Consider the following 24,687-nt stretch of genomic DNA (forward strand, 5'->3'; position numbering starts at 1 on the left):
CGGGCGCGCCGGCCCCCCCCCCGGCCCACCCCCCCGGGGGGGGGGGGGGGGGGGCCCCCCCCCCCCCCCCCCGCCGCGCCTTGGGTCGATCCACGGATCGACCCCGGCGCGTCGGGCCTCGGCGTGCCCCATTCACCACGAATCCCACGCACCGCGAAAGCTGCGCAACGCGGATCTTTCACACCAAAGCCGCCGGCAGCGCCAAGAGTAGCGGGATTCGGTGCCCCCATCGGTGGTTCCGGCGAAGTGCGCGACCGCCTCGGGGACGTCCGGTTAGCGCAAATGATGATCATTAACCGGTCGATAAATGTCATTTTGCCCCGACTTGGCAGCCCTTCGCTCGGCCGTGCCCGAGCAACGGAATTCACCCTTCCGCCGTCTCGCGCCCCGCGAGCCGCACACACGCCTGCCGATACCCGGCGCGCGCCGGGTGTCGGCAGGCGTGTGCCGGCCGTGGGCACCGGCCGCACGCGCGGGGTCAGCGCACGCGCAGGGTCTTCATGATGCGCAGGGACAACGTCAACGAGCGGGCCCACTGCTCGTCGGTCATGCCGAACGGGGCGGCGATCGGGAGGAGGCGCTGGGTGGCCACGGTCTGCGCCTCGGTGAACTTCATGATCCCCTCCGCGCCGTGCCGCCGACCCAGACCCGAGTCGCCCATGCCGCCCATCGGTGCGCCCGCGCTGCCGTACGCCGCCGCGTAGCCCTCGTTGACGTTCACCGTGCCCGCGCGCAACCGGCGCGCGAGCGCGCCGCCGTGCCGGGTGTCGCGGGTCCAAACGCTGGCGTTGAGGCCGTACGCGGTCTCGTTGGCGCGGGTGACGACCTCTTCCTCCTCGGTGTAGCGGTACACCGACACCACCGGGCCGAACGTCTCCTCCGCGCACACCGCCATGTCGGGGGTGACGTCGGCGAGGACGGTGGGCTCGTAGAACAGCGGGCCCAGGTCGGGTCGGGCCTTGCCGCCGACCAGCACCGTCGCGCCCGCCTCGCGGGCCTCGTCCACGTGCCGGGTGACCGCGTCCAGCTGTCGGCGCGAGACCAGCGAGCCCATGTCGGTGTCCCACCCGTATCCGGGCGCGAGCCGCATCGCCTGGATCCGGCCCAGGAACCGGTCCACGAACGCGTCGTACACGTCCGCGTGCACATACATCCGCTCGATCGAGATGCACAGCTGGCCGGCGGAGGAGAAGCAGGCGCGCACCGCCCCCTCGGCGGCCCGGTCCAGGTCCGCGTCGGGCAGCACGATCATCGCGTTCTTGCCGCCCAACTCCAGCGACGCGCCGACCAGTCGCTCGGCCGCCCGCCGGGCCACCTCGCGGCCGGTGCGGGTGGAGCCGGTGAACCCGACGTAGTCCGCGCCCTCCACCACCGCCGTGCCGACCACCGGCCCGTCGCCGAGCACGATCTGCCACAGGTCTTCGGGCAGGCCGCACTCGATCAGTACGTCCTGGGCCCACAGCGCGGTCAGCGCGGTCTGCGTGTCGGGCTTCATCACCACCGCGTTGCCCGCGATGAACGCCGGGATCGCGTCGCCGATGGACAGCGCCAGCGGGTAGTTCCACGGCGACACCAGGCCGACCACCCCCTTGGGGTGGCGGACCTCGATCGCCTTGGTGAGCACCGGCAGCGCACCGGCCCGGCGGCGCTCGCGCAGGTAGCCCGCCGCCCGCCGGCCGTAGTGCCGCGAGCACAGCGCGACGTCCAGGACCTCCTCGAAGGCGTGCTTGCGCGCCTTGCCGGTCTCGGTCTGGACGATGTCCAGGATCTCCGACTGGCGCTCCAGCACCCGGTCGTGGAAACGCAGGAACACCGCGGCCCGCTCACGCACCGAACGCTTCGCCCACGCGGTCTGCGCAAGCCGCGCGCGGGCGAAGGCGGAGGTGACGTTCTCCGGGGTGGACTCGGGGAGTTCGGCGATCGGCGACCCGTCGAACGGACTACGGGTCGTCACCTTCGTCGGCACGGTGCCGGTCACCACGCGCCGCGCCAGTCGCTCGGCGGGCAGGTGGGGCACGGCGATGGAGGCTGCTGCGGGCGCTGCGATGTCCGTCATGGCACCAGCCTAGACAGCGCTACTTTCGGGTAACAAGAACCGTCCGGCGCGCGGACGGACCCGACCCGCCCGCACGCCGTTCCCGGGCCCGACTCAGTCCGTGTCGAGGTCGGCCAGCGCCGACTCGATGGTGCGGTGATACGTGGGATACGCGTACATCATGTCCCGCAGCGTGGCCACCGGGACCGCCGCGCGCACGGCCACCACGAGCGCGCCGAGGATCTCGCCGCCGGCCGGGCCGGCGGTGGTCGCGCCGACCAGCACGCCCCGGTCGACATCCTCGATCACCTTCACGAAGCCGCGCGCGCCGGTGATGTGTCCGCGCGAGGAGGCGGCCAGGTCCGCGTGGCCGATCCGCACGGAGAGCCCGGCGGCGCGGGCCTGGTGCTCGGTCAGGCCGACCGCGCCGATCTCCGGGTCGACGAACGTCACCCGCGGCAGCGCGCTGTGGTCCGCGTCGGGTCCGGCGGTGCCCCGACCGGCCGCGTGCAGGACCGCCTTGGTCACGATGGCCGACTGGTACATCGCCACGTGGGTGAACGCGCCCTGCCCGGTCACGTCGCCGACCGCCCAGACCGCGGGGGCCGTGCCGCCGGGCTGCACCCGCAACTGCCCGTCCACCGGCAGCGCGTGCGCGTGCGGGTCGACGCCCAGCGCCTCGGCGCCCAAGCCCGGCAGGTCCACCCGGCGGCCGGTGGCCACCAGCAGCTTCTCCGCCTCGATCGAGCGCCCGTCGGAGAGTTCGACGGTGAACGTCTTGCCGTCGTGCGCGACCCGCTCGGCCCGCGCGCCCAGGTGGATCTCGACGCCGTCCTCGCCCAGCGCCCACGCGGCCAGGTCGGAGGATTCCGGTTCCTCGACGGCCAACACCCGCTCGCCGTTCTCCACGATCGTCACCCGGGTGCCGAACCGGGTGAACACCTGGGCGAGTTCGAGGCCGATCGCGCCGCCGCCGAGCACCGCGAGCGAAGCCGGCGCCTCGGCGGCCTCGATCGCCTCGCGGTTGGTCCACAGCGGAGTGCCCGCCAGGCCCTCGATCGGCGGGACGAATGCCTTGGTGCCGGTGCCGACCACGATCGCGTGCCGGGCCCGGAAGCGCCGCACCCCGTCGGGGCCGGGCACCTCGACGGTGTCCACGCCGGTGATCCGGCCCGCGCCGCGCACGAAGGTCATGCCCTTGTCGACCAGCCGGTCCACGGCCGCCGTGTCGTCCCAGTCGGCGGTCAACTCGCGGACCCGCGCGGCGAGCGGCGCCCAGTCGGGGTGCTCCTCGGTCCGGGCGCGGGCCGCCGCGTACACCATCGCCTTCGACGGGATGCAGCCCCAGTACGGACACTCGCCGCCGACGAGGCCGTCCTCGATGCCCACCACGTCCAGCCCGGCGGAGGCCAGGTTGCCGGCGACGGCCTCGCCGCCGACGCCGAGGCCGAGGACGATCACGTCGACGGTCGCGACGTCTTGGGGGTGCTGCGTACTCACTGGTGTACCTCCGGGGATGGCTGGGCTCCCTCGGACCGTACCCCGGGACGGGACTCGAACTCCCGCGTCACTTGGCCTGGAAGGACTCCGTCATTTTCTCGAAGCGGTCCAGCGAGACCGAACTCCAGTTGGTCTCGTAGGACGCGATGTACAACGCGTAGTCCTTGTTGCCGTTGGTCACGATGCCCAGGTTCATCGCGTGGCTGGGCACCCGCTTGGTCGTGTCCTCGCCGATCGGGTCGCCCCGCCAGGTGTACTCCCACAGCGCGGCCTTGCGTGAACCGGACGGAATCGGGGTGTAGTCGCGGAGTTGGAGACGCTCGTACCCGTCCTTCTTCTCCGCGGTCGGCTCGATCCGCGTGAAGTTGCCCTTGGGGTCGTTGCCGATCTGCGTCAGGCCGATCAGATAGACCGTCTTGCGGTCCGGCGTCAGGTACTTGATCTGGTCGCTGTTCGCGCCGGCGACCGTGCGGGTCGCGCCCTTGGGCAGGAACAGCGAGAACCCGGACGGGTCCTTGACCAGTTCGTAGCCGGCGGGCGGGACGGACCCGTTCGGCGCGGAGGCGGACGGCGGCGTGGTGGGAGGAACGGCGGTCGCCGGCGGCGGGGTCTGCGGCTGCGTGCCCTGCCCGGATGTGGTCGGGTTCGGGCCCGCCTTGTCGCCCTTGTCGTCGTCCCGGGTGACCAGGAACCCCACCGCGGCGCCGCCCGCGATCAGCGCGACCACGAGCGCCACGACCGCGACGATCCGGCCGCGGCGGCGCGGCTCGGGGGTCGGCCCATGCGGCGGCGCGGGGATGTGCGGCGGTTGCGGGGGTACGCCCGTGCGGGTCGGCGACGCCTCGGCGGGCGAATACGCCGGTTGCGGCCAGGAGTTCGGCGGCGTGTTGCCGCCCGGGTGTCCGGTCGCGCCCGTGTCGTGGCCGGCCTGTGCGCGCCCGTGCGGGTCGTACGGCTGGGCCGGGGTGGTCGGCGCGCCGGGGTCGGCGACCGGGGTCGGTGGCGGCGGGACCGCGCCGTACTGCCGCGACGGCGTCGAGTTCGCCACCTCGCGCAGGATCCGGGCGCCGTCCTCCACGCCCATCCGCAGGTCGACGTCCTTGACCAGCCAGCCCGCGATCACCGGCTCGAGGCCACCCGCGTGCCGGGGCGGGTCGGCCTCGTCGTTCAGGATCGCGTTCAGCGTGCTGATCATGGTGCCCCGGCGGAACGGGTTGCGTCCCTCGACCGCCATGTACAGCACCACGGCGAGCGACCACAGGTCCGCGGCGAGCAGCGGACGTTTGCCCTCGGCCCGCTCCGGCGACAGGAAGTCCGGCGACCCGACCAGCATGCCGGTGGTGGTGAGCGTCGCGGTGCCGGTCGCGGTGGCGATCCCGAAGTCGGTCAGCACCACCCGCCCGTGCGGGGTGACGAGGATGTTCGCGGGTTTGACGTCGCGATGCAGCACACCCTTCTGGTCGGCGGCGATCAGCGCGTCGAGCACCTTCAGGCCCAGTTCGGCGGCGTCGGCCGGGGTCAGCGTGCCCTGCGTCTCCAGGATCTCGGCGAGCGACTGGGCCTCGACCAGCTCCATCACGATCCACGGGATGCCGCCGTCCTCGACCACGTCGTGGATGGTGACCACGTTCGGATGCCCGATCCGGGCCGCCGTGCGGGCCTCGCGCATCGTGCGCTCGCGGGCCAGCTCCTTCTCCTCGTCGTCGAGATGGTCGGGCAGCCGCAGCTCCTTGATCGCGACGTCGCGGTGCAGCATCTCGTCCACGGCACGCCACACCGTGCCCATGCCGCCGCGGCCGAGCATGGTGCCCAACCGGTAACGCCCGCCGACCACCCGACCGCGCGTGCCCCCGGTCTGTGCCACGTACCCTCCCCGCATCGGCCGGCTGTACCGCCGGCCATCTTCGGTCTGCAACCCGCCACATTAGATGCGAGGCCCCGGGGTTCGGCGAGCGGATCCGCCGACCGGACCGTTCCGGGCCCGCCTCTCGCACCCCGCCGGCGGGCACGCCGACGGTCCACGTCACGGCCGTGACGTGGGGTTTCCGGCCTCGGGCGACCCGCGGCCGGTGCTCGATCGGGCGGGAGCGAACCCGATCAGGTCGACTTGCCCGCGCTGCCGGTCGGCGGCGGGTCGGTGATCGGCGGGCGGGTGGTCGTGGTGGTCGTCGGCGGCCTGCTCGTGGTCGGCGGCCTCGTGGTGGGCGGGCGCGTCGTGGGCGGGCGGGTGGTCCAGGTCTCCGTGTTCGTCGGCCGCGAGGTGCGAGTCGAACCGGATCCCTGGCTGCCGCTGCCCGAGGTGCCGCTGTCGTTGTTCCCGGAGCCGGTGGAGGAACCGGTGGTGTGCAACATGTCGTTGCGGGTCCCGCTTCCCGGCGAGTTCGCGGCGCCCGAGCCGGCGGGCTGCGTGTTGGCGACCTTCTCGTTGCCCGAGCCGCCGTCGCCACCACCGCCACCGCCCTGTCCGCCCAGCGCGTTCGGCACGAAGATCGCCAGCGCGGCCACCGCGGCGGCGACCATGGTGCCGAAGACGACGGCCTTGCGGCGCTTCTTCTTCGTGGCGGCGTCGGCCGCGGCCGACGGGCCGCCGGAGGGGCCGCCGGCCGGGCCGATCAGCACCGGGTTGACCCGGTCGTCGGCGGTGGCCGAGCCGTGCACGGCGTCGGTGGGCGACCAGGCGTGCGCGCCGGTCGCCGGGTAGCCGCCGCCGGGGCTGTCCGGATCGGCGGAACCGGCCGCGCCGAACGGCGGCGCGGCGGCGGTCGGCGGCTGCTGCCGCCAGTCCGGCTCGGGTCCGGGTCCGGGCTGCGGCGTCGGCACCGGCGTCGACGGGGTCTGCGGGGTCGGCGGCGATGGAGCCGGCTGCCAGGACGAGCGGGTGGCGCCGCGAACGCCGCCCGGATCCTCGACGGTCGCGGTGCCCGGCGGGATCGGGCCGGCCGCGTTCCACGGGTCCTCGGGAAGCGGTTCGACGCCGACCAGCGCGGCGGTCAGGAGTCGTTCGGTGGTGTCCTCGTCGGCCCGCTCCAACGGGTCCTTGCGCAGCAGCGCCTCGATGGCCGGCCACAACGCGCCGGACTGCCGCGGCGGCGCGGGCTCGTCGGTGAGCACCGCGCTGAGCGTGTCCATCGCGCCCGACCGGCGAAACGGCGAGAATCCCTCCACCGCCTGGTACAGGGTCACCCCGAGCGACCACAGGTCGGAGGCCGGACCGGGCCGACGCCCGAGCACCCGCTCCGGCGCCAGGTATTCGGGAGAGCCGACCAGCATCCCGGTCGCGGTGAGGGTGACGGAGCCGGCCACGGTGGCGATGCCGAAGTCGGTCAGCACGATCCGGCCGCCGGGCGCCATCAGGATGTTGCTGGGCTTCACGTCGCGGTGCAGAACGTCGGCCGCGCGGGCGGCGCGCAGCGCGGCGAGCACCGCCAGGCCGACCTCGGCCGCCTCGTGCGGGGCCATCCGGCCCTCGTCGAGCACGTCGGTGAGCGAGGGCGCGCGGACCAGCTCCATCACGATCCACGGGCGCCCGTCGTCCTCGGCGACATCGAAGATGGTGACCACGTTGGGGTGGGTGATCCGGGCCGCCGCGCGGGCCTCGCGCAGCGCCCGCTCGCAGCGGCCCTGGGTCTCCATCTCGTCCAGGTCGTCCGGGATCCGGACCTCCTTGACCGCGACGTCGCGGCGCAGCAGCTCGTCGAAGGCGAGCCACACCGTGCCCATGCCACCTCGACCGAGCGGCTCGCCCAGGCGATAGCGCCCATCCACCAGGCGGCCGTGCGAGCCGCTGTCGTGTGCCACGTGGTCCTCCCCAAGACCGTGGACACCACCCGATCCGCCCCGTCGGCGCGTCTTTGGCGTCACGTATAGGACGTCCGGCGAGTGCCGAAGGTTCCGCTCCGGGCCGGGCTCAGCCGCCCGGCGTGAAACTCTCCCGCGCCGCGTCGAACGCCGAACGCACCAGCGCCGCGCCACCGTCGGGGCCGGAGACCCAGAAGTCCCAGGTCCGGCCGTCCTCGACGAAGCGCATGTTGATCGATCGGCGCACCGTGCCCCGGTCGTTCCAGGTGAACTCCCAGAGCCCGGCGACCTGTCCGTGCACGCTCGTGCAGAGCAGCCGGATCAGGTGGTAGTCCGTGCCGTTTCCGATGAAGCTGCCCGGTCCCAGGCCCTTGGATGCCTGTACGGCCAATTCGCCGCACGGATCACCGTGCGCGTCGGACGCGTCGGGGCGCACGCCGAGGCGGTACAGGTCGTCCGTCGACCGGTAGTAGACCCGCTCGCCGGCCGCGTCGCGCACGGTCCAGCCGGCGGGCACGAGCACGGTGAACGCACCGCGCGCGGTCACCCGCCGAAACCCGCCCGCCGGATCGGCCGGGCCTGGGCCGCCGCTCGGGACCACGACGGCACCACTCGCCCGTACGTCGACCCCCGGCGGGCCGGAAGCGGTCGCCGAGGCCGCGCCCCGACGATCGGCCCGCTCCACCAACACCCCGACGACCACCCCGGCCACCGCAAGCACCACCCCCACCACCGCACCCACCACGACCGGCACCCGCCGCGACGCCCAAACAAACGCGGGCCGCCCCGAGCCCGAGGGCAGCGCGGCCGGGGTGGGCGACCCGGGCGGGGTCGCCGGCTCGGGCGGTTCGGGTGAGCCGAACGCGCCGGGCGGCCCCGGCGGCGTGGGCGACGCGAGCGCGACGGGCGGTCCGGGGGGCGTCGGCTGCGCGGGCGGCCCGGCCGGGGTGGCGGGCGCGAGCGGGGCAGCCGGTTCCGGGGGTGTGCGCGGGCCCGGCGGGTCGGGTGTCGGCGCCGGCTCGATGCCGGGGAGGGAGGTCGCGGACGGGGCCGGGTCGGGATGACCGGGCGCGTCGGGGGAAGCGAGGTGGGGGCGGGCGATGGGCGTGCCGGGCCCGCGCCGCTCCCCCGCTCCCCCCGCGCTCGCCGCAGCCAGCAGCGGGGCCGCGTCCGCCGCCGTCATCCGCGCGGCCGGATCCGGCGTGAGCAGCCCGAGCACCGCCTCGGCCAGCGGCCCGGCATGCGTGGGCGGCGGGCACCTGCCCAGCGCCACCGCCTGCAGCGTGGCCAGCGGATTGTCCCGGCGAAACGGCGAGAATCCCTCGACCATCTCGTACAACGTCACACCCAGCGACCACAGGTCGGCCGGCGCCCCGGACGGCCGCCCGCTCGCCCGCTCCGGCGCCATGTACTCCGGGGTGCCCGCGGTCGCGCCGGTCTCGGTGACCGCGGGCGCGTCCGGGTGCGTCGCGATGCCGAAGTCGGTGAGCACCACGCCGTCGTCCTCGTCCACGATCACGTTGGCGGGCTTCACGTCCCGGTGCTCGATGCAGACCCGGTGCACGGCGGCCAGCCCCGCGAGCATGCGCGCGCCGATCCGCGCCACCCGCTCCGGCGCCATCGCACCCTCGGCGATCAGCGCGGTGAGCGGCCGGCCCGGCAGCAGCTGCATCACGATCCACGGCCGGCCGTCCTCGACCACGATGTCGAACACGGTGACCACGTTCGGGTGCCGCACCCGCCCCGCGGCCCGCACCTCGCGCTGCATCCGCGCCGAGCGCCGGGCCACCTCGTCGGCGTCGAGCCAGCCGGGCAGCCGCAACTCCTTGATCGCCACGTCCCGCCCGATCTCCGGGTCGTGGGACCGCCACACCACGCCCATGCCGCCCTGCCCGAGCACCTCCGTCAACAGGTACCGCCCCGCGAGTACGCGCCCACTCATCGCCGCCCCCGACCGGATCGTCTTCCGGGCCCGGTCAGCCGGCGATCGACAGGTGACGGCGGGCGTGCTCGTAATAGGCGCCGGCCGTGCCCCACAGGTCGTCGCGACCGCGCACGGTCAGCCAGTAGCGCAGGCCGGACGTGGTGCGCACGACCAGGTCCTTGCCGTGGTACGTGGTCAGGTCCTGGCCGCGCCAGACGTACTCCCACTCCGCGGCCTCGTGGCCCCGGTAGTCGATGGCCTGCAGGAGCAGCCGCTCGTAGTCCTCGCCGTCCAGCCGCTCCCGGCCGCCGACGCTGCCGTGCTCGCGGTGCGCGACCGACTCCTCGGGGGCCATCACGATGCCCCGGTCGACGGTGACGGTGACCGAGATCAGCCGGTCCGGGTCGGTCACCGTCAGCCCGCTCTGGCTGTCCGTACAGGTCCAGCCCTCCGGCACGGGCAGCGCGAAGCCCAGATCGGTGCGGCGCCGCCGGCGCAGTCGCGGTATCACCTTGTTGTCCACGAGCGGGCCGACCACCAGGCAGCCGCCGATCAGCGCGCCGACGATGATCGGATTCGGATTGATCTTCGCCACCTCCAGCGCGCCGCCGGCGATCACCCCGAGCAACATCGCGATCGGCACCGACCGGGGGATCCGCCGGTGCGGCAACACCAGCCACACGCTCAGCGCCAGCGCGAGCAGCACGATCGTGTACATCCCGGTCCAGTTGCCGAACGCGGCCAGCCAGCGCGCGCCGGCGGCGGTGGCGATGCCGACCGAGGTCAGGATGGTCGTCCAGTGCCGGAACCACCAGCGCGGCCAGCGCCGGTAGCGGGCCCGGAACGCGCCGCCCTCGCGGGGCAGGCGCACGTTGGTGAAGGTCTCGTCCAGGCTCCCCCGGGCGCCGCCCCGGCTGCCCGCGCCCGCCCGGGCCGGCGGACGCGGCGTGCCCGGCGCCCGCGGCGTGCCGGGGCGCAGCGGGGTGTGCGGATGGCCGGTCACCCGCACACCGTGCCGCCGCACCGCGCCGGGCCGGGTCCGGTCCGGCACAAAACGCTCGGAGGTCGATCCGCCGGCCGCGGTCGGCATGCGCTCGACGATCTCCAGGAGCAACTCGCGCACCTGGGTCACCGAGCCGCGCCGGGCCGGGTCCTTGACCAGCAGCGCCTTCAGTACCGGGGTCAGCGGGCCGGCCAAAAAGATCTCCGGGAAGCGGCCCGCGGCCACCGCGGCGAGGGTGGCCGCGTGGGTGTTGCGGCGAAACGCCGGTCGGCCCTCGACCGCCTCGAACAACGTCGCGCCGAGCGACCACAGGTCGGCGGGCGGCCCGGGCGGCTCGCCCGCGATCTGCTCCGGCGCCAGGTATTCGGGCGAGCCGACCATCGCGCCGGCCTGGGTGAGCGTGGCGCTGTCCTCGACCGAGGCGACCCCGAAGTCGGTGAGCACCACCCGGCCGTTGCGGGCCAAGAGCACGTTGGCGGGCTTGACGTCGCGGTGCAGCACGCCGACCTCGTGCGCGGCCTCCAGCGCGGCGAGCAGGCGCAGGCCCAATTCGGCGACCTGCTCGGGCGGGATCGGCCCCTCCTTGTCCAACTCCTGGGCCAGGGAGAGCCCGCGGACCAGTTCCATCACGATCCAGGGCCGCTCGTCCTGCTCGGCGACGTCGAAGATGGTCACCACGTTCGGGTGGTCGATCCGGGCCGCCGCCCGCGCCTCGCGCAACATCCGCGCGCTCAGCGTGCCGCGCTCGTCGTCGTCCTCGTAGCGGGGCAGCCGCATCTCCTTGACCGCCACGTCGCGATCCAACATGGTGTCCACCGCCCGCCACACGGTGCCCATCCCGCCCCGGCCCAGGTGATCACCCAGGCGGTATCGCCCCGCCAGCAGACGCTCGGGCGCTTCCGGGTCGGTCAAGTCTCTCGCTCCCCATACAGCCGCGGCCCCGCCGCGCGATCGGGTGGTTGCCTTCCCATACTCCTGTCCGGCGGCGCGCGGGGTCCACCGGTTCGCGGACGAACCTCGCCGACGACACCTGACCGGCCTATCGATGGAACGTGACGACGCCCGGGAAGGTGCCCACGACACTCCGGATCAACCGCCGGGATCGGGCGCCGCCGCCGGGCCGCGGCCGGAGACGATGTCCTCCGCCCCGAGCCGCATCGCGTCCGCCGTGTGATCGTCCATCTGCTCCTGCGAGGACCGCTCCGCCTCGATCCGCTTCAGGTAGTAGTCCACCTCCCGCCGCGACCGCTCCTCCTCCCATCCCAGCACCCGGGCCATCAAGGCGCCGCAGGCCCGGGCCGCCCGCGCACCCCGGTCGAACGTCTCGATCGACACCCGGGTCCGGCGATCCAGCACGTCACCCAGGTGCAACGCGCCCTCGTGGGTGCACGCGTACACCACCTCGGCGGCCAGGTAGTCGTCCGCGCCGTCCAGCGGATACGCCAACTCCGGCTCCGCCGCGATCAGCGCCAGCGGCTCCTCGATCAGCGACCCGTACCGGTTCAACAGGTGCTCCACCCGGGCCACGTGCAGGCCGGTGCGCGCCGCCGTCGAGGCCCGCGCGTTCCACAGCGCCCGATACCCCTCCGCGCCCACCAGCGGCACCGTCGCGGTGCAACTCGGCGGCACCTTGCGATCCAGGCCGTGCACCGCGGCGTCCACCGCGTCCGCGGCCATCACCCGATACGTCGTGTACTTGCCACCCGCGACCACCACCAGGCCGGGCACCGGGTGCGCCACGGTGTGCTCGCGGGACAACTGCGAGGTGGCGTCCGACTCGCCCGCGAGCAGCGGACGCAGGCCCGCGTACACCCCCTCGACGTCCTCGCGGGTGAGCGGCACCGCGAGCACCTCGTTGACGTGGTCGAGCAGATACTCGATGTCCGCCCGACTCGCCGCGGGATGCACCTTGTCCAGATCCCAGCGGGTGTCGGTGGTGCCCACGATCCAGTGCCGGCCCCACGGGATCACGAACAGCACGCTCTTCTCGGTGCGCAGGATCAGCCCGGTCGAGGAGTGGATCCGATCCCTGGGCACCACCAGGTGGATGCCCTTGGAGGCGCGCACGTGGAACTGTCCGCGCTCGCCGACCATGGCCTGGGTCTCGTCCGTCCACACCCCGGTCGCGTTGACCACCTGCCCGGCCCGCACGTCGTACGTCGCGCCGGTCTCCATGTCGCGCACGTGCACCCCGACCACTCGCTCACCCTCGCGCAGGAAGCCGGTCACCGCCGCCCGCGAGGCCACGTGTGCGCCGTAGCCGGCCGCGGTGCGCACCAGGGTCATCGTGTATCGCGCGTCGTCCACCTGCGCGTCGTGGTACTGCACCGCACCCACCAGCGCGTCCTTGCGCAACGCCGGTGCCAGGCGCAGCGCCTGACGCCGCGTCAGCTGCCGATGCCGGGGCAGCCCCGGGTCCCGGCCGGCCGACATCGCCATCGTGTCGTAGAGCGTCACCCCGGCGGTGACGTAGGGCCGCTCCCAGCCGCGGTGGCGCAGCGGGTACAGGAACGGCACCGGCTTGACCAGGTGCGGCGCCAGCGTGCGCAGCAGCAGCCCGCGCTCGCGCAGCGCCTCGCGCACCAGCGCGAAGTCCAGCATCTCCAGGTAGCGCAGCCCGCCGTGGATCAGCTTGCTGGAGCGGCTGGAGGTGCCCGACGCCCAGTCGCGCGCCTCCACCAGACCCACCGACAGACCCCGGGTGACCGCGTCCAGGGCGGTGCCCGCGCCGACCACGCCGCCGCCCACCACGACGATGTCCAGTTCGCGCTCGGCCATCCGCCGCAGCGCCCGCGCGCGCTCCGCGGGCCCCATCGCCGTGGTCCGCATCCGCCACCTCCGACCTCGATCATCACGCAACGGACCACACGGACGGCGACGACGCGCCCCTCCTGCGTGTACCCATTGCCCCGCCGCCCGGACCCCGCATGCGCCGCACGACCCGCGCGCACCCCGCGGACGAGGTGCCCGAGCACCGCCCGCGAGCCACCCTTGAACCGCCCGGAAACGACGAACGGCCCCGAACACCGAGGGTGTTCGGGGCCGGACGGGGGTTCGGGTCAGTGCGCGGGCGAGACCGTGACCTCGACCTGCTGGAACTTCTTCAGCTCCGAGTAGCCCGTGGTGGCCATCGCCCGACGCAGCGCGCCGAACAGGTTCATCGAACCGTCGGACACGTGCGAGGGGCCGAGCAGAATCTCCTCCAGGGTGCCCACCGCGCCCAGGTTCATCCGCCGGCCGCGCGGCAGTTCGGGGTGGTGCGCCTCCGAACCCCAGTGGTGGCCGGCGCCGGGGGCATCGCTCGCCCGGGCCAGCGCAGAGCCGATCATCACCGCGTCCGCACCGCACGCCACCGCCTTGGCGATGTCGCCGCTGCGGCCCACGCTGCCGTCGGCGACCACGTGCACGTAGCGGCCGCCCGACTCGTCGAGGTAGTCCCGCCGCGCCTCGGCCACGTCGGCCACCGCGGTCGCCATCGGCACCGCGACGCCGAGCACGCCGCGCGTGGTGTGCGCCGCGCCGCCGCCGAAGCCGACCAGGACGCCGGCCGCGCCCGCCCGCATCAGGTGCAGCGCGCCCTGGTAGGTCGCGCACCCGCCGACGATCACCGGCACGTCGAGGTCGTAGATGAACTGCTTGAGGTTCAGCGGTTCGGCCCGACCGGACACGTGCTCCGCCGAGACGGTGGTGCCGCGGATGACGAACACGTCGACACCGGCGTCGATCACGGCCTTGTGGTACTGCGCGGTGCGCTGCGGCGACAGCGCCGCGGCGGTGACCACGCCCGAGTCGCGGATCTGCTTGATCCGCGCGCCGATCAGCTCCTCCTTGATCGGCTCGGCGTAGATCTCCTGCATCCGCCGGGTCGCCGCGTCCTCGTCGAGCGCGCCGATCTCCTCGATCAGCGGCGTCGGGTCCTCGTAGCGGGTCCACAACCCTTCGAGGTTGAGCACGCCGAGGCCGCCCATCCGGCCGACCTCGATCGCGGTCTGCGGCGACACGACGCTGTCCATAGGCGCGGTCAGGAACGGCAGCTCGAACCGGTACGCGTCGATCTGCCACGCGATCGAGACCTCTTCGGGGTCCCGGGTCCGCCGGCTGGGGACGATGGCGACGTCGTCGAAGTGATAGGCACGCCGGCCACGCTTGCCCCGGCCGATTTCGACCTCAGTCACGTTGCGCCTCTCCTGCTGGAATCGGTGGCTGGGAAAATCCCCGTATCCCAGGGTACGGGGCGAGTACGCAGGCGAGGGGCCCCGCCCGGCGTACGGACGGGGCCCCTCGGTGTAGTACGGATACCACGGCGCCCGCTAGCGCGAGTGGTAGTTCGGCGCTTCCTGCGTCATGTGGATGTCGTGCGGGTGCGACTCCTTGAGCCCGGCCGAGGTGATCCGCACGAAGCGGCCCTTGTCCTGGAGCTCGGCCACGGTCGCGGCGCCGGCGTAGCCCATCGACGCGCGCAGGCCGCCGATCAGCTGGTGCGCAACCGCGGACAGCGGGCCACGGTAGGGCACCTGGCCCTCGATGCCCTCGGGGACGAGCTTGTCCTCGGAGAGCACGTCGTCCTGGAAGTAGCGGTCCTTGGAGAAGGACTTGGCCTGGCCGCGCGACTGCATCGCGCCCAGCGAGCCCATGCCCCGGTAGGACTTGAACTGCTTGCCGTTGATGAAGATCAGGTCGCCGGGGCTCTCCTCGCAACCCGCGAGCAGGCTGCCCAGCATGACCGTGTCCGCGCCCGCCGCGATCGCCTTGGCGATGTCGCCGGAGTACTGCAGGCCACCGTCGCCGATCACCGGCACGCCCGCCGCCCGCGCCGCCTGCGCCGCCTCGTAGATCGCGGTGACCTGGGGCGCGCCGACGCCGGCGATCACCCGGGTGGTGCAGATCGAGCCGGGGCCCACGCCGACCTTGACGCCGTCCACGCCCGCGTCGATCAGCGCTTGGGCGCCGTCGCGGGTGGCCACGTTGCCGCCGATGACGTCGACCTTGGTGTTCGCCTTGACCTTGGCGATCATCTCCAGCACGTTGCGCGAGTGGCCGTGCGCGCTGTCCACCACGATGAAGTCGACGCCCGCCTCGACCAGCGCCTGGGCGCGGCGGTAGCTGTCGTCGCCGGTGCCGATCGCGGCGCCGACCACGAGCCGACCGTCGGCGTCCTTGGTCGCGTTCGGATACTGCTCGCTCTTGACGAAGTCCTTGACCGTGATCAGGCCGTGCAGCTTGCCGGCGTCGTCGATCAGCGGCAGCTTTTCCACCTTGTGCCGGCGCAGCAGCTCCATCGCCTGGTCGCCGGTGGTGCCGACCTTGCCGGTGACCAGCGGCATCGGGGTCATGATGTCGCGCACACGGCGCGAGTGGTCGACCTCGAAGCGCAGGTCGCGGTTGGTGACGATGCCGAGCAGTCGGCCCTTGTCGTCGGTGACCGGGACACCGCTGATCCGGAACCGCGCGCACAGCGCGTCGACTTCCTGCAGCGTGGCGTCGGCGCCGATGGTGATCGGGTCGAGCACCATGCCGGCCTCGGACCGCTTGACCGTGTCCGCCTGCGCGGCCTGGTCCTCCACCGACAGGTTGCGGTGCAGCACACCGACACCGCCCTGGCGGGCCATGGCGATCGCCATCCGCGCCTCGGTGACGGTGTCCATCGCCGACGACAGCAGCGGGATGCGGACGCGGATGTTGCGGGTGACCCGGGCGGAGGTGTCCACCTCGCTCGGCACGACGTCGGACGCGCCCGGCAGCAGCAGGACATCGTCGTACGTCAGCCCGAGCATCGCGAACTTCTCGGGTACGCCGTCGGCCGTGAGACTCATGACACCTTCCGAAGGTATTCCGATGGACCGCTCCGCCGGCCCCGCGAGGAACGGGGTCCCCGGGTAGCCGGGTAGGACGAGAACGCGCTCTCGGCAAGCGGATGGGTGGGTTGAGGGTTCATGCTACTGGCCCCGCGCGGTGCTTCGAGCCCGCTTGCCGACGGTGAGCACAACGGCACACTCGACCCCGACCATTCCCGGCCGGAATCGGCACCGGCCTCAGCACCGGTCCGGCACCACTCGACGGCGGTTCGCGGCGGTGCCGTCCACCTCGGCGAGCAGCGCGTCGAACAAGCCGACGATCCGGTCCTGGACGGGGAGCGGGCGCCGCCGGCGCAGCTGCTCCACGAGTTCGTCGTCCTGGCGCAGCAGACCCAGGTCGGCGGTGCCGGATCGGCCGCCGAACCGCACACCACCGCCGCTCACGCGGTCTTCTCCTCGCCCGCCAACGCCCGCAGGCGGGTCAACGCGCGATGTTGGGCGACCCGCACCGCGCCGGGCGACATGCCCATCGCCCGCCCGGTCTCCTCGGCGGACAACCCGACCGCGACCCGCAACACGAGCAGTTCGCGCAGGTTGTCGGGCAGCCTGCCGAGCAGGGCGCGCGCGTGTGCGGCGTCGCTGCGCCGCACCACTTGGTCCTCGGGCCCGGGGTGGTCGTCCACCGCCTCGGGCAGATCGCAGGTGGGCACCGCGCCGCGCATCGCGGCACGCTGCACGTCGACCACCTTGTGTGCCGCGATACCGAACACGAACGCCTCGAACGGGCGCCCCTCGTCGCGATATCGCGGCAGCGCGGAGAGCACCGCCAGGCACACCTCCTGCGCGGCGTCGTCGGCCGCGTGCTCGGCGCCGGAGACCCGGCCGAGCCGGGCCCGGCAGTAGCGCAACACCAGTGGTCGGACGTAGGCGAGCAGTTCGTCGGTCGCCTGCACATCCCCCTGGACCGCGCGGACCACGACGGCACGCATGCCGTCGTCGGCGTGCGCGTGTGCTTCGTACGACTCGTCCGGCATTCGCTCGGGGGTCCCACCCATGCCATTCAGTATGCAGGGATCGACGACCGAATCACGGCCATGCCGACCCGGGGGACTCATCCGGCCCCCCGGGCAACGGCATTCACCGCACGGACCCTCGCCCGTCGGGGGCCGTCGGCACCCGCCTCATCGCACAAGTCCCCACCGACCGTGGTCGCCCGGACGAACCCCCGGGCCCTCGCGGTCGGGGAGGTCCTCGCGGACGTTCGTCATCGCACGAGTCCCCACCGAAATCCCAGCGCGACCGCGTGCGCCCGGTCGGACGCGCCCAGCTTCTTGAACAGGCGTCGGGCGTGGGTCTTGACCGTGTCCTCCGACAGGAACAGCTCGCGCCCGATCTCGGCGTTGCTGCGCCCGTGGCTCATGCCCTCGAGCACCTGGATCTCACGTGCCGTCAGGGTCGGCGCCACGCCCATGTCGGGCGAGCGCAACCGCCGGGGCGCCAGCCGCCACGTCGGGTCGGCAAGCGCCTGGGAGACGGTCGCGCGCAATTCCGCGCGCGACGCGTCCTTGTGCAGATATCCCCGAGCCCCGGCGGCGACCGCGAGGGCCACCCCGTCCAGGTCCTCGGCCATCGTCAGCATGATCACCCGTGCGCCGGGGTCGCCGGCCAGGAGGCGGCGCACCGCCTCGACGCCGCCGAGCCCGGGCATCCGCACGTCCATGAGGACGAGGTCGGACCGCTCCGCGCCCCAGCGCCGCAGTACCTCCTCGCCACTCGTGGCCGTCGTCACCCTCTCGACGCCGGGGACCGTGGCCACCGCCCGCCGCAGGGTCTCCCGAACCAGCGGGGAATCGTCGCAGACCAGGACGGTCGTCATCGCCGGCCTCCGCAGTGGATCCGCGTCACGTTGAGCCTCCACGCCTGTACGTACCGTTTCCTTTGCGGCGGCCCCGAGGGTCGGTGGCTCGGGATCCAGCCCCGACCGCCCTCGTCGCCAACCGCTTCACCCACCCCAACGAGCATCACTCGAAAGGGTTACGGGGGGAGTTCCGCTCCGCCGCCACCACAACGAGGCGACCGTCCCGAAGGACACGCAAGGGTGAAGCCCGGCCGACCCACCCCACCCGGCAGCCGCCCCGCACACCCCCACTCCCCACTGCCCGAACCCCCGAACGCCCCTCCACCCACACCACACCCATTCGCACCACATCATCACGATTCAGCCGATACCCCCGCCGCAGACCCCACCCTGGGTAATTTTTTCGGGATTCGATGCATAAGTGGGAATTAGGATTGGAACTGATCATTTCGTGACACAGTCGCACCTACTTCTGATCGCTTGATCACGACTGTTCTGCACGGTCCGCACCAGAGGTGGCATCCCTGCTCACCGATCACTCGTACGCGATAAGCAGAGGGACGAGTCATGGCTGATTTCTCGCGACTCCCCGGCCCCAACGCCGATCTGTGGGACTGGCAGCTGTCGGCAGCCTGTCGCGGAGTCGACAGCGCACTGTTCTTCCATCCCGAAGGCGAGCGAGGCGCCGCCAGGGTCGCCCGGGAGGCTTCGGCCAAGGAAGTCTGCATGCGGTGCCCGGTCCGTCGCCAGTGCGCCACGCACGCGCTCAAGGTGCGCGAGCCGTATGGCGTATGGGGCGGGCTCACCGAGGACGAACGGGTCGAACTCGACAGCGACCGCCGGCACGGGGTCGCCGCGGAACGGGCGGCCGCGGCGAGCGGCGCGCGTCCGTGACGCCCTGACCTCCACGATCTCCCACGTATCGACCCCCACGGGCGTCCACGCCTCGCCTGCCGCACCCATGGCGGAGCCCGACAACACCATCGTGAAACGTTCGGCGGCCCGCCCCCAAGCCAGGAGGCGGGCCGCCGAACGTCGACACGGGCCGGGCGCGCGACACGTGTCGGCACGGGACGTGCGGGAGGGTTCGGCCCGTTATTGGAAGGCGGACACGTCCATCTCCCACACCTTCGGCCAGTCCTTGCCCCGGAAGGAGGCGTCGGTGCCGCCGTCGCAGAAGACCACGGAGCCGACGAAGAAGCTCGACTCACCGCCGAGCAGGAACGCCACCAGCGCGGCGATCTCCTCGGGCCGGCCGCCGCGACCGGCCGGGATGGTGTTCAGGAACATCTCCATGCCCTCGGCGGTCAGCGGGTCGGTGCGCCCCTCGGCCGTCATCGGGGTCTCGATCAGGCCCGGCGCGATGGCGTTGAGCCGGATACCGTCGGCGATGTACTCGGCGCACCGGGTGCGGGCGTACCAGGCGAGCGCCGCCTTGGTCGCGGGGTAGGCCTGCAGCGCCGCGAACTCGCCGAACGCCTCGGCGGCCGCGCTCGCCCCCGCCTCGTCCCCGGACAGGCACAAGTCGGCCACCTCGACCGGCCAGTTCGGCTGCGCCGTCGTGGAGTTCGAGCTGATCAGCACGACCGAGGCGCCGTCGCCCGCGGCGAGCAGCGGACGCAGCCCCTCCAGGAGCACGATCGCGCCGAAGTAGTTCACCGACACCAGCAGGCCGCCCGACCGACCGGTGGCCGCGGCCAGGCCCGCGAACGGCACGAAGCCGTCGAGCACGCCGCCGGACAGCTCGGTGACCCGCGTGATCGCCTCGGCCCGACCCGCGGCCGTGCCCAGGTCCACGGTGACGTCGGCGTCGCGCAGATCGACGCCGATCACCCGGTGCCCGTCCGCCTCCAGCCGGGCCTTGGTCGCGGCGCCCAGGCCGGAGGCCGCGCCGGTGATCGCGTAGGTACCCATGTGTCTCCTTCGTGCTGCTCGACGGGATCGGCCGCACCCGGCGGCTGACGGTCCGTCAGTTATCGGGCTCGGGGCACTCTCGCAGATCGGGCCGGCGGCGAAAAGGCCGACGGGCCCGACCGCGGGGATGCGGTCGGGCCCGTCGGGGACGTGCGGGGTGGAACCGGTGCGCGGGGAGCCCGGGCACGCGGAACCGATGCGCGTGGAACTAGTGCGCGTGGCCGTGGCCGCCGTGGCTGTGCCCGGCGGGCTCTTCCTCGGCCGGCTTCTCGACGACCAGGGTCTCGGTCGTGAGCAGCAGCGACGCGATCGACGCGGCGTTCTGCAGCGCGGAGCGGGTCACCTTGACCGGGTCGATGACGCCCGAGTCGACCAGGTTGCCGTACTCGCCGGTCGCGGCGTTGAAGCCGTGCCCGACACCGAGCTCCTGCACCTTGTTGACGATCACGTAGCCCTCGAGGCCCGCGTTCTCGGCGATCCAGCGCAGCGGCTCGACCACGGCGCGACGCACGACCGCGACACCGGTCGCGATGTCGCCGGTCTGGCCCAGGTTCTCCGCGAGCACCGAGGCCGCGTGCACCAAGGCGGTGCCGCCGCCGGCGACGATGCCCTCCTCGATGGCCGCACGGGTCGCGGAGACCGCGTCCTCGAGACGGTGCTTCTTCTCCTTGAGCTCGACCTCGGTGGCCGCGCCCACGCGGATCACGCACACGCCGCCGGCCAGCTTCGCGAGCCGCTCCTGCAGCTTCTCGCGGTCCCAGTCGGAGTCCGTGGACTCGATCTCACGCTTGATCTGCTTGACCCGGTCGGCGATCGCGGCACCGTCGCCGGCGCCGTCCACCAGGGTGGTGGCGTCCTTGGTGATGGTGATGCGACGGGCGCTGCCCAGCACCTCCAGGCCGACCTGGTCGAGCTTGAGGCCGACCTCGGGGGCGATGACCTGACCGCCGGTCAGGATCGCCATGTCCTCCAGCATCGCCTTGCGGCGGTCGCCGAAGCCCGGGGCCTTGACCGCGACCGCGTTGAAGGTGCCGCGGATCTTGTTCACGACCAGGGTGGACAGCGCCTCGCCGTCCACGTCCTCGGCCACGATCAGCAGCGGCTTCGACGCGCCGGCCTGGATGATCTTCTCCAGCAGCGGCAGCAGCTCGGCGATGGCCGAGATCTTGCCCTGGTGGATCAGGATGTACGGGTCGTCGAGGACGGCCTCCATACGCTCCTGGTCGGTGACCATGTACGGCGACAGGTAGCCCTTGTCGAACTGAAGGCCCTCGGCGAACTCCAGCTCCAGACCCATGGTCTGGGACTCCTCGACGGTGATCACACCGTCCTTGCCGACCTTGTCCATGGCCTCGGCGATCAGCTCGCCGATCTGCTTGTCCTGGGCGGACAGCGCGGCGACGGCGGCGATGTCCTCCTTGCCGTCGATCGCGCGGGCGGTGCCGAGCAGCTGCTCGGACACGGCGGCGACGGCGAGGTCGATGCCCTTCTTCAGGTCCATCGGGGCCGCGCCGGCGGCCACGTTGCGCAGACCCTCGCGCACCAGCGCCTGGGCGAGCACCGTCGCGGTGGTGGTGCCGTCACCCGCGATGTCGTTGGTCTTGGTCGCGACCTCCTTGGCGAGCTGCGCGCCAAGGTTCTCGTACGCGTCCTCGAGCTCCACCTCACGGGCGATGGTCACGCCGTCGTTGGTGATGGTCGGGGCACCGAACTTCTTGTCGATCACGACATTGCGGCCCTTGGGGCCGAGCGTGACCTTGACGGTGTCGGCCAGCGCGTTGACGCCGCGCTCCAGCGACCGCCGGGCCTTCTCGTCGAACTGGAGGATCTTCGCCATGAGGGTCTTCGTCCTTAAAGGTTGCTTTTCGACGTCGTACAACCGACTCCGCCCCGGGTCCACCGGCCGCGAGGGCAGGGCGATCCGGGGCGGGGTCGTCGAACCGTCACCGGTTCCGGCGCGTCAGCGCGATGTCACTTCTCGATGATCGCGAGCACGTCGCGGGCCGAGAGAACGAGGTATTCCTCGCCGTTGTACTTCACCTCGGTGCCGCCGTACTTGCTGTACAGCACGGTGTCACCGACGGCGACGTCGAGCGGCAGACGCTGACCGTCCTCGAAACGACCCGGGCCCACGGCCAGGACGACGCCCTCCTGGGGCTTCTCCTTGGCGGTGTCCGGGATCACGAGACCCGACGCGGTGGTCTGCTCGGCCTCAAGCGTCTGAACCACGATGCGGTCCTCGAGCGGCTTGATGGCAACCTTGGTGTTGGCGGTCGTCACGATGCGACCTCCCCCTTCGGAGATCTCACGGAAAAATGTCTGTCGGCGAATGGGACAGATCCGTCGTCGCGGGTGCCGGACCTGCTCGTATCGCACTGGCACACTCATGGGGAGAGTGCCAGCACAGACACTAGGTGGCGGTTAGCACTCCGTCAACCAGAGTGCCAGATTCAGCGCGTCGCGAGCGTTCTTCATACCGATGCGCCACGGATCGAGGGGCCGGCTTCATGCCGATGGGCCACGGATCGAGGGGGGCCGGGCGCTCGGCGAGAATGGCCGGGTGCACACCGACGCCATCGAAGCCCTCACCGCGCTGCGGACCGACGAGGGCCGCGCCCTGCTCGACCTGCTGGCCGAACACGACGCCGCGGACGAGTTGTCGCTGGCCACCCGGTTGCGTCGGGAACATCCGCAGGAGTTGATCGCCGCCGCGCTCACCCAGTCCCGGTTGCGGCAGCGTGGCCGGGCCAAGTTCGGGGCGGACGCGGACCGGATGTTCTTCACGGCCAACGGCCTGGAGCAGTCCACCCGGACCTCGGTGGCCGACCACCGGGCCGTCCGGCTGGCCGCGGCCGGCGTCCGCCGGGCGATCGACCTGTGCTGCGGCATCGGCGGCGACGCGCTCGCGCTGGCCCGCGCCGGGATCGCGGTGCACGCGGTCGACCTCGATCCGCCGACCTGCGCGGTGGCGCGGGCCAATGCGGAGGCGCTGGGCCTGGCCGACCTGATCACGGTCGAGTGCGCGGACGCGACCGCGGTGGATCCGTCCGGCTACGACGCGGCGTTGATCGACCCGGCCCGACGCACCGCCCGCGGCCGCACCTTCGACCCCGAGTCGTACGCGCCGCCCTTCTCGTTCCTGACCACCCTCGCCGCCCGCGTCCCCGCCGGCGCGGCCAAGGTCGCCCCCGGCATCCCACACGAGATCGTGCCCGCCGGCATGGAGGCGGAGTGGGTCTCCGACCGCGGCGACGTCAAGGAGGCGGTGTTGTGGTGGGGCGGGCTCGCCCGGGCCGGCCTGCGTGCCACCCTGCTGCCCGGCGGCGCCGAGCTGACCTCGGGGGTCGTCCGGCAGGCGCCGGTGGGCCCGATGCGCCGCTACCTCTACGAGCCGGACGGCGCGGTGATCCGGGCCCACCTGGTGTCCGAGGTCAGCGAGTTGGTGGACGGCAACCTGGTGGACGAGACGATCGCCTACCTGACCTCGGACCGGCTGGTGCACACCGCGTTCGCGAGCGTGTACGAGATCACCGACGTGTTGCCGTTCAACCTCAAGCGGCTCAAGGCCCTGCTGCGCGAGCGCGGCGTCGGCACCCTGACGGTCAAGAAGCGCGGCTCGGCGGTCGAGCCGGAGGAGGTCCGCCGCCGGGTCCGCCCCACCGGTCCGAACGCGGCCACGGTGCTGCTGACCCGGGTGGCGGGCGCGCCCACGATGCTGATCGGTCACCCGGTGTCCGACAGCGGGTGACCGGGGCCGAGGCGGTCCTCAGCCGATGTAGTCCTCCAGGCGCGCGATCGTGAAGCCCTGGGCCTGGATCTTGCGCAGCATGTTGCCGAACATCTCGGTCATCGTGGTGCCCTTGAGCTCACCGGGGCCGCGGAAGTGGGCCAGGATGATGTCGCCCGGGTGCAGCTTCTTCTCCCCCACGTACTGCATGTCGTTGATCTGCATCGACTCCTGCCACTTGACGATCGCGCCGATCCCGCCGCAACCGCCGGCCACCGTCTGCGTGGTCGCGTTCCAGTTGCCGTAGGGCGGGCGGAACAACGTCGGGCGTTTGCCGTACAGCTCGCCGAGCCGGTCCTGTTGGCCACAGATCTGGTGCTTTTGCGCGTCGGCGCCCAGGGTCTTCAGGTCGGGGTGGGAGAGCGTGTGGTTCTGCACGGTGGCGCCGAGGTCCTGGAGCTTGCGGAAGTATTCCGGGTCCTGGCGCACGTAGGTGTCGTTGAGGAACATCGCCACCGGGATACGCAGGTCCCGCATCATGTCCAGGAACTTGGGATCCTTCTCCGCGCCGTCGTCGATCGTGATGAACACGATCTTCTCCTGCGTGGGGATCTTCTCCACCACCGGCGGCTTGGGCCCGCCCCCCTTGATCGGCTTGTCCGCGGGCGGGGCCGGCGGCGCGGCGAACGGCTTCAGGTTCCACTTCGCGGCGAGCGTGGCGGGGTCGGCGCCGGGGGTGTCCGGCTTGGCCGCAGGCGCCGGTTTGGCGGCTGCGGTCGAGGTGCCGCCGGAGGGTGCCCGGGTCGCCTTCACCGACGACGTGCCGTCGGATCCGCCGCCGCAGCCGGTCAGCGCGAGCAGCAGTACGCCGGCCAGGCCGACGCCGACCGAGGCGAATACGCCTCGCCGCTTTTGTACCGTTCCATGCACCACTGTCGCCGGCCCTTCCGTCGCCTGGACCGTTCGCCCGATCCACCCGCGCCCACGCTACGCGGCGCGGCGGCCTGTCACGGTCCGGACAAGCCCTGTTCAAGGGACTGTCGAAGGACTGTTGAGCGGCCGATGCGCTGGGCACACTCCCGGCAAGGCCAATGGCACGTGCGGCGGCACGCAGCCATCAGCCAAGGCACTCG

General features: G+C 72.6%; 18 protein-coding genes. 2 read left to right on the forward strand and 16 right to left on the reverse strand.

Translation table 11 applies throughout. From position 1 onward, the window contains the following. Nucleotides 1-478: 478 nt before the first annotated feature. From ACFXKZ_RS32940 to ACFXKZ_RS32995, 12 genes are all read right to left on the reverse strand, one after another. Nucleotides 479-2,056, reverse strand: a complete 1,578-nt coding sequence (locus tag ACFXKZ_RS32940) for a succinic semialdehyde dehydrogenase (RefSeq protein ID WP_380005338.1) — start codon at nt 2,054-2,056, stop codon at nt 479-481. 93 nt (nt 2,057-2,149) lie between these two features. After that, nucleotides 2,150-3,535 carry a dihydrolipoyl dehydrogenase family protein gene (locus ACFXKZ_RS32945; RefSeq protein ID WP_380005341.1) on the reverse strand — a complete coding sequence of 462 codons (1,386 nt, stop codon included), beginning with the start codon at nt 3,533-3,535 and terminating at the stop codon, nt 2,150-2,152. 67 nt (nt 3,536-3,602) lie between these two features. Continuing rightward, nucleotides 3,603-5,399, reverse strand: coding sequence for a serine/threonine-protein kinase (locus ACFXKZ_RS32950; protein WP_380005344.1), 1,797 nt, complete (start codon nt 5,397-5,399; stop codon nt 3,603-3,605). A gap of 233 nt (nt 5,400-5,632) precedes the next feature. Further along, nucleotides 5,633-7,333: a serine/threonine-protein kinase gene (locus ACFXKZ_RS32955; RefSeq protein WP_380005347.1), complete on the reverse strand. Its 1,701-nt coding sequence runs from the start codon at nt 7,331-7,333 to the stop codon at nt 5,633-5,635. Between the two features lie 109 nt (nt 7,334-7,442). Beyond that, a complete protein-coding gene (locus ACFXKZ_RS32960) occupies nt 7,443-9,275 on the reverse strand; it encodes a serine/threonine-protein kinase (protein ID WP_380005349.1) in 1,833 nt (610 codons plus the stop codon). Nucleotides 9,276-9,309: 34 nt separating this feature from the next. Next, entirely contained in the window at nt 9,310-11,172 is a 1,863-nt protein-coding gene (locus ACFXKZ_RS32965; RefSeq protein ID WP_380005351.1) for a protein kinase, read from the reverse strand. Nucleotides 11,173-11,349: 177 nt separating this feature from the next. Continuing rightward, nucleotides 11,350-13,089, reverse strand: coding sequence for a glycerol-3-phosphate dehydrogenase/oxidase (locus tag ACFXKZ_RS32970; protein ID WP_380005353.1), 1,740 nt, complete (start codon nt 13,087-13,089; stop codon nt 11,350-11,352). Nucleotides 13,090-13,319: 230 nt separating this feature from the next. Continuing rightward, entirely contained in the window at nt 13,320-14,435 is a 1,116-nt protein-coding gene (locus tag ACFXKZ_RS32975; RefSeq protein ID WP_078975688.1) for a GuaB3 family IMP dehydrogenase-related protein, read from the reverse strand. Nucleotides 14,436-14,570: 135 nt separating this feature from the next. Beyond that, nucleotides 14,571-16,073, reverse strand: a complete 1,503-nt coding sequence (gene guaB, locus ACFXKZ_RS32980) for an IMP dehydrogenase (protein WP_380005356.1) — start codon at nt 16,071-16,073, stop codon at nt 14,571-14,573. A gap of 219 nt (nt 16,074-16,292) precedes the next feature. After that, the gene (locus ACFXKZ_RS32985) at nt 16,293-16,499 is read right to left on the reverse strand and encodes a hypothetical protein (protein ID WP_078975690.1); all 207 of its coding nucleotides are present in this window, start codon (nt 16,497-16,499) and stop codon (nt 16,293-16,295) included. Next, entirely contained in the window at nt 16,496-17,089 is a 594-nt protein-coding gene (gene shbA, locus ACFXKZ_RS32990) for an RNA polymerase sigma factor ShbA (RefSeq protein ID WP_078979276.1), read from the reverse strand. Before shbA ends, ACFXKZ_RS32985 begins: the two co-directional genes overlap by 4 nt. A gap of 230 nt (nt 17,090-17,319) precedes the next feature. Beyond that, a complete protein-coding gene (locus tag ACFXKZ_RS32995) occupies nt 17,320-17,931 on the reverse strand; it encodes a response regulator transcription factor (protein ID WP_020549179.1) in 612 nt (203 codons plus the stop codon). A 549-nt stretch (nt 17,932-18,480) separates the two neighbouring features. On the opposite strand from ACFXKZ_RS32995, the gene ACFXKZ_RS33000 reads away from it, so the two are divergent. Beyond that, nucleotides 18,481-18,807 (forward strand): WhiB family transcriptional regulator, encoded by a 327-nt coding sequence (locus ACFXKZ_RS33000; RefSeq protein WP_380005358.1) that lies wholly within the window; start codon nt 18,481-18,483, stop codon nt 18,805-18,807. Nucleotides 18,808-19,008: 201 nt separating this feature from the next. Here the strand turns inward: ACFXKZ_RS33000 and ACFXKZ_RS33005 are convergent, their stop codons facing one another. The 3 genes from ACFXKZ_RS33005 to groES all read right to left on the reverse strand — a co-directional run bounded on the left by ACFXKZ_RS33005 (nt 19,009) and on the right by groES (nt 22,107). Further along, on the reverse strand, nt 19,009-19,827 hold the full coding sequence (locus ACFXKZ_RS33005) for an SDR family oxidoreductase (protein ID WP_380005360.1): 819 nt from the start codon (nt 19,825-19,827) through the stop codon (nt 19,009-19,011). 208 nt (nt 19,828-20,035) lie between these two features. Further along, nucleotides 20,036-21,664, reverse strand: coding sequence for a chaperonin GroEL (gene groL, locus ACFXKZ_RS33010; RefSeq protein WP_380005587.1), 1,629 nt, complete (start codon nt 21,662-21,664; stop codon nt 20,036-20,038). Nucleotides 21,665-21,798: 134 nt separating this feature from the next. After that, on the reverse strand, nt 21,799-22,107 hold the full coding sequence (gene groES, locus ACFXKZ_RS33015; protein WP_078975694.1) for a co-chaperone GroES: 309 nt from the start codon (nt 22,105-22,107) through the stop codon (nt 21,799-21,801). Between the two features lie 280 nt (nt 22,108-22,387). Here groES and ACFXKZ_RS33020 point away from each other — a divergent pair, with 280 nt between their 5' ends. Further along, nucleotides 22,388-23,575 (forward strand): methyltransferase domain-containing protein, encoded by a 1,188-nt coding sequence (locus ACFXKZ_RS33020; RefSeq protein ID WP_380005362.1) that lies wholly within the window; start codon nt 22,388-22,390, stop codon nt 23,573-23,575. Between the two features lie 18 nt (nt 23,576-23,593). Here ACFXKZ_RS33020 and ACFXKZ_RS33025 read toward each other — a convergent pair whose 3' ends face one another. Continuing rightward, nucleotides 23,594-24,487, reverse strand: coding sequence for a polysaccharide deacetylase family protein (locus ACFXKZ_RS33025; protein ID WP_380005364.1), 894 nt, complete (start codon nt 24,485-24,487; stop codon nt 23,594-23,596). Nucleotides 24,488-24,687: the final 200 nt, after the last annotated feature.

It is taken from the genome of Embleya sp. NPDC059237, assembly GCF_042754105.1.
In the GTDB taxonomy this organism is placed as follows: domain Bacteria; phylum Actinomycetota; class Actinomycetes; order Streptomycetales; family Streptomycetaceae; genus Embleya.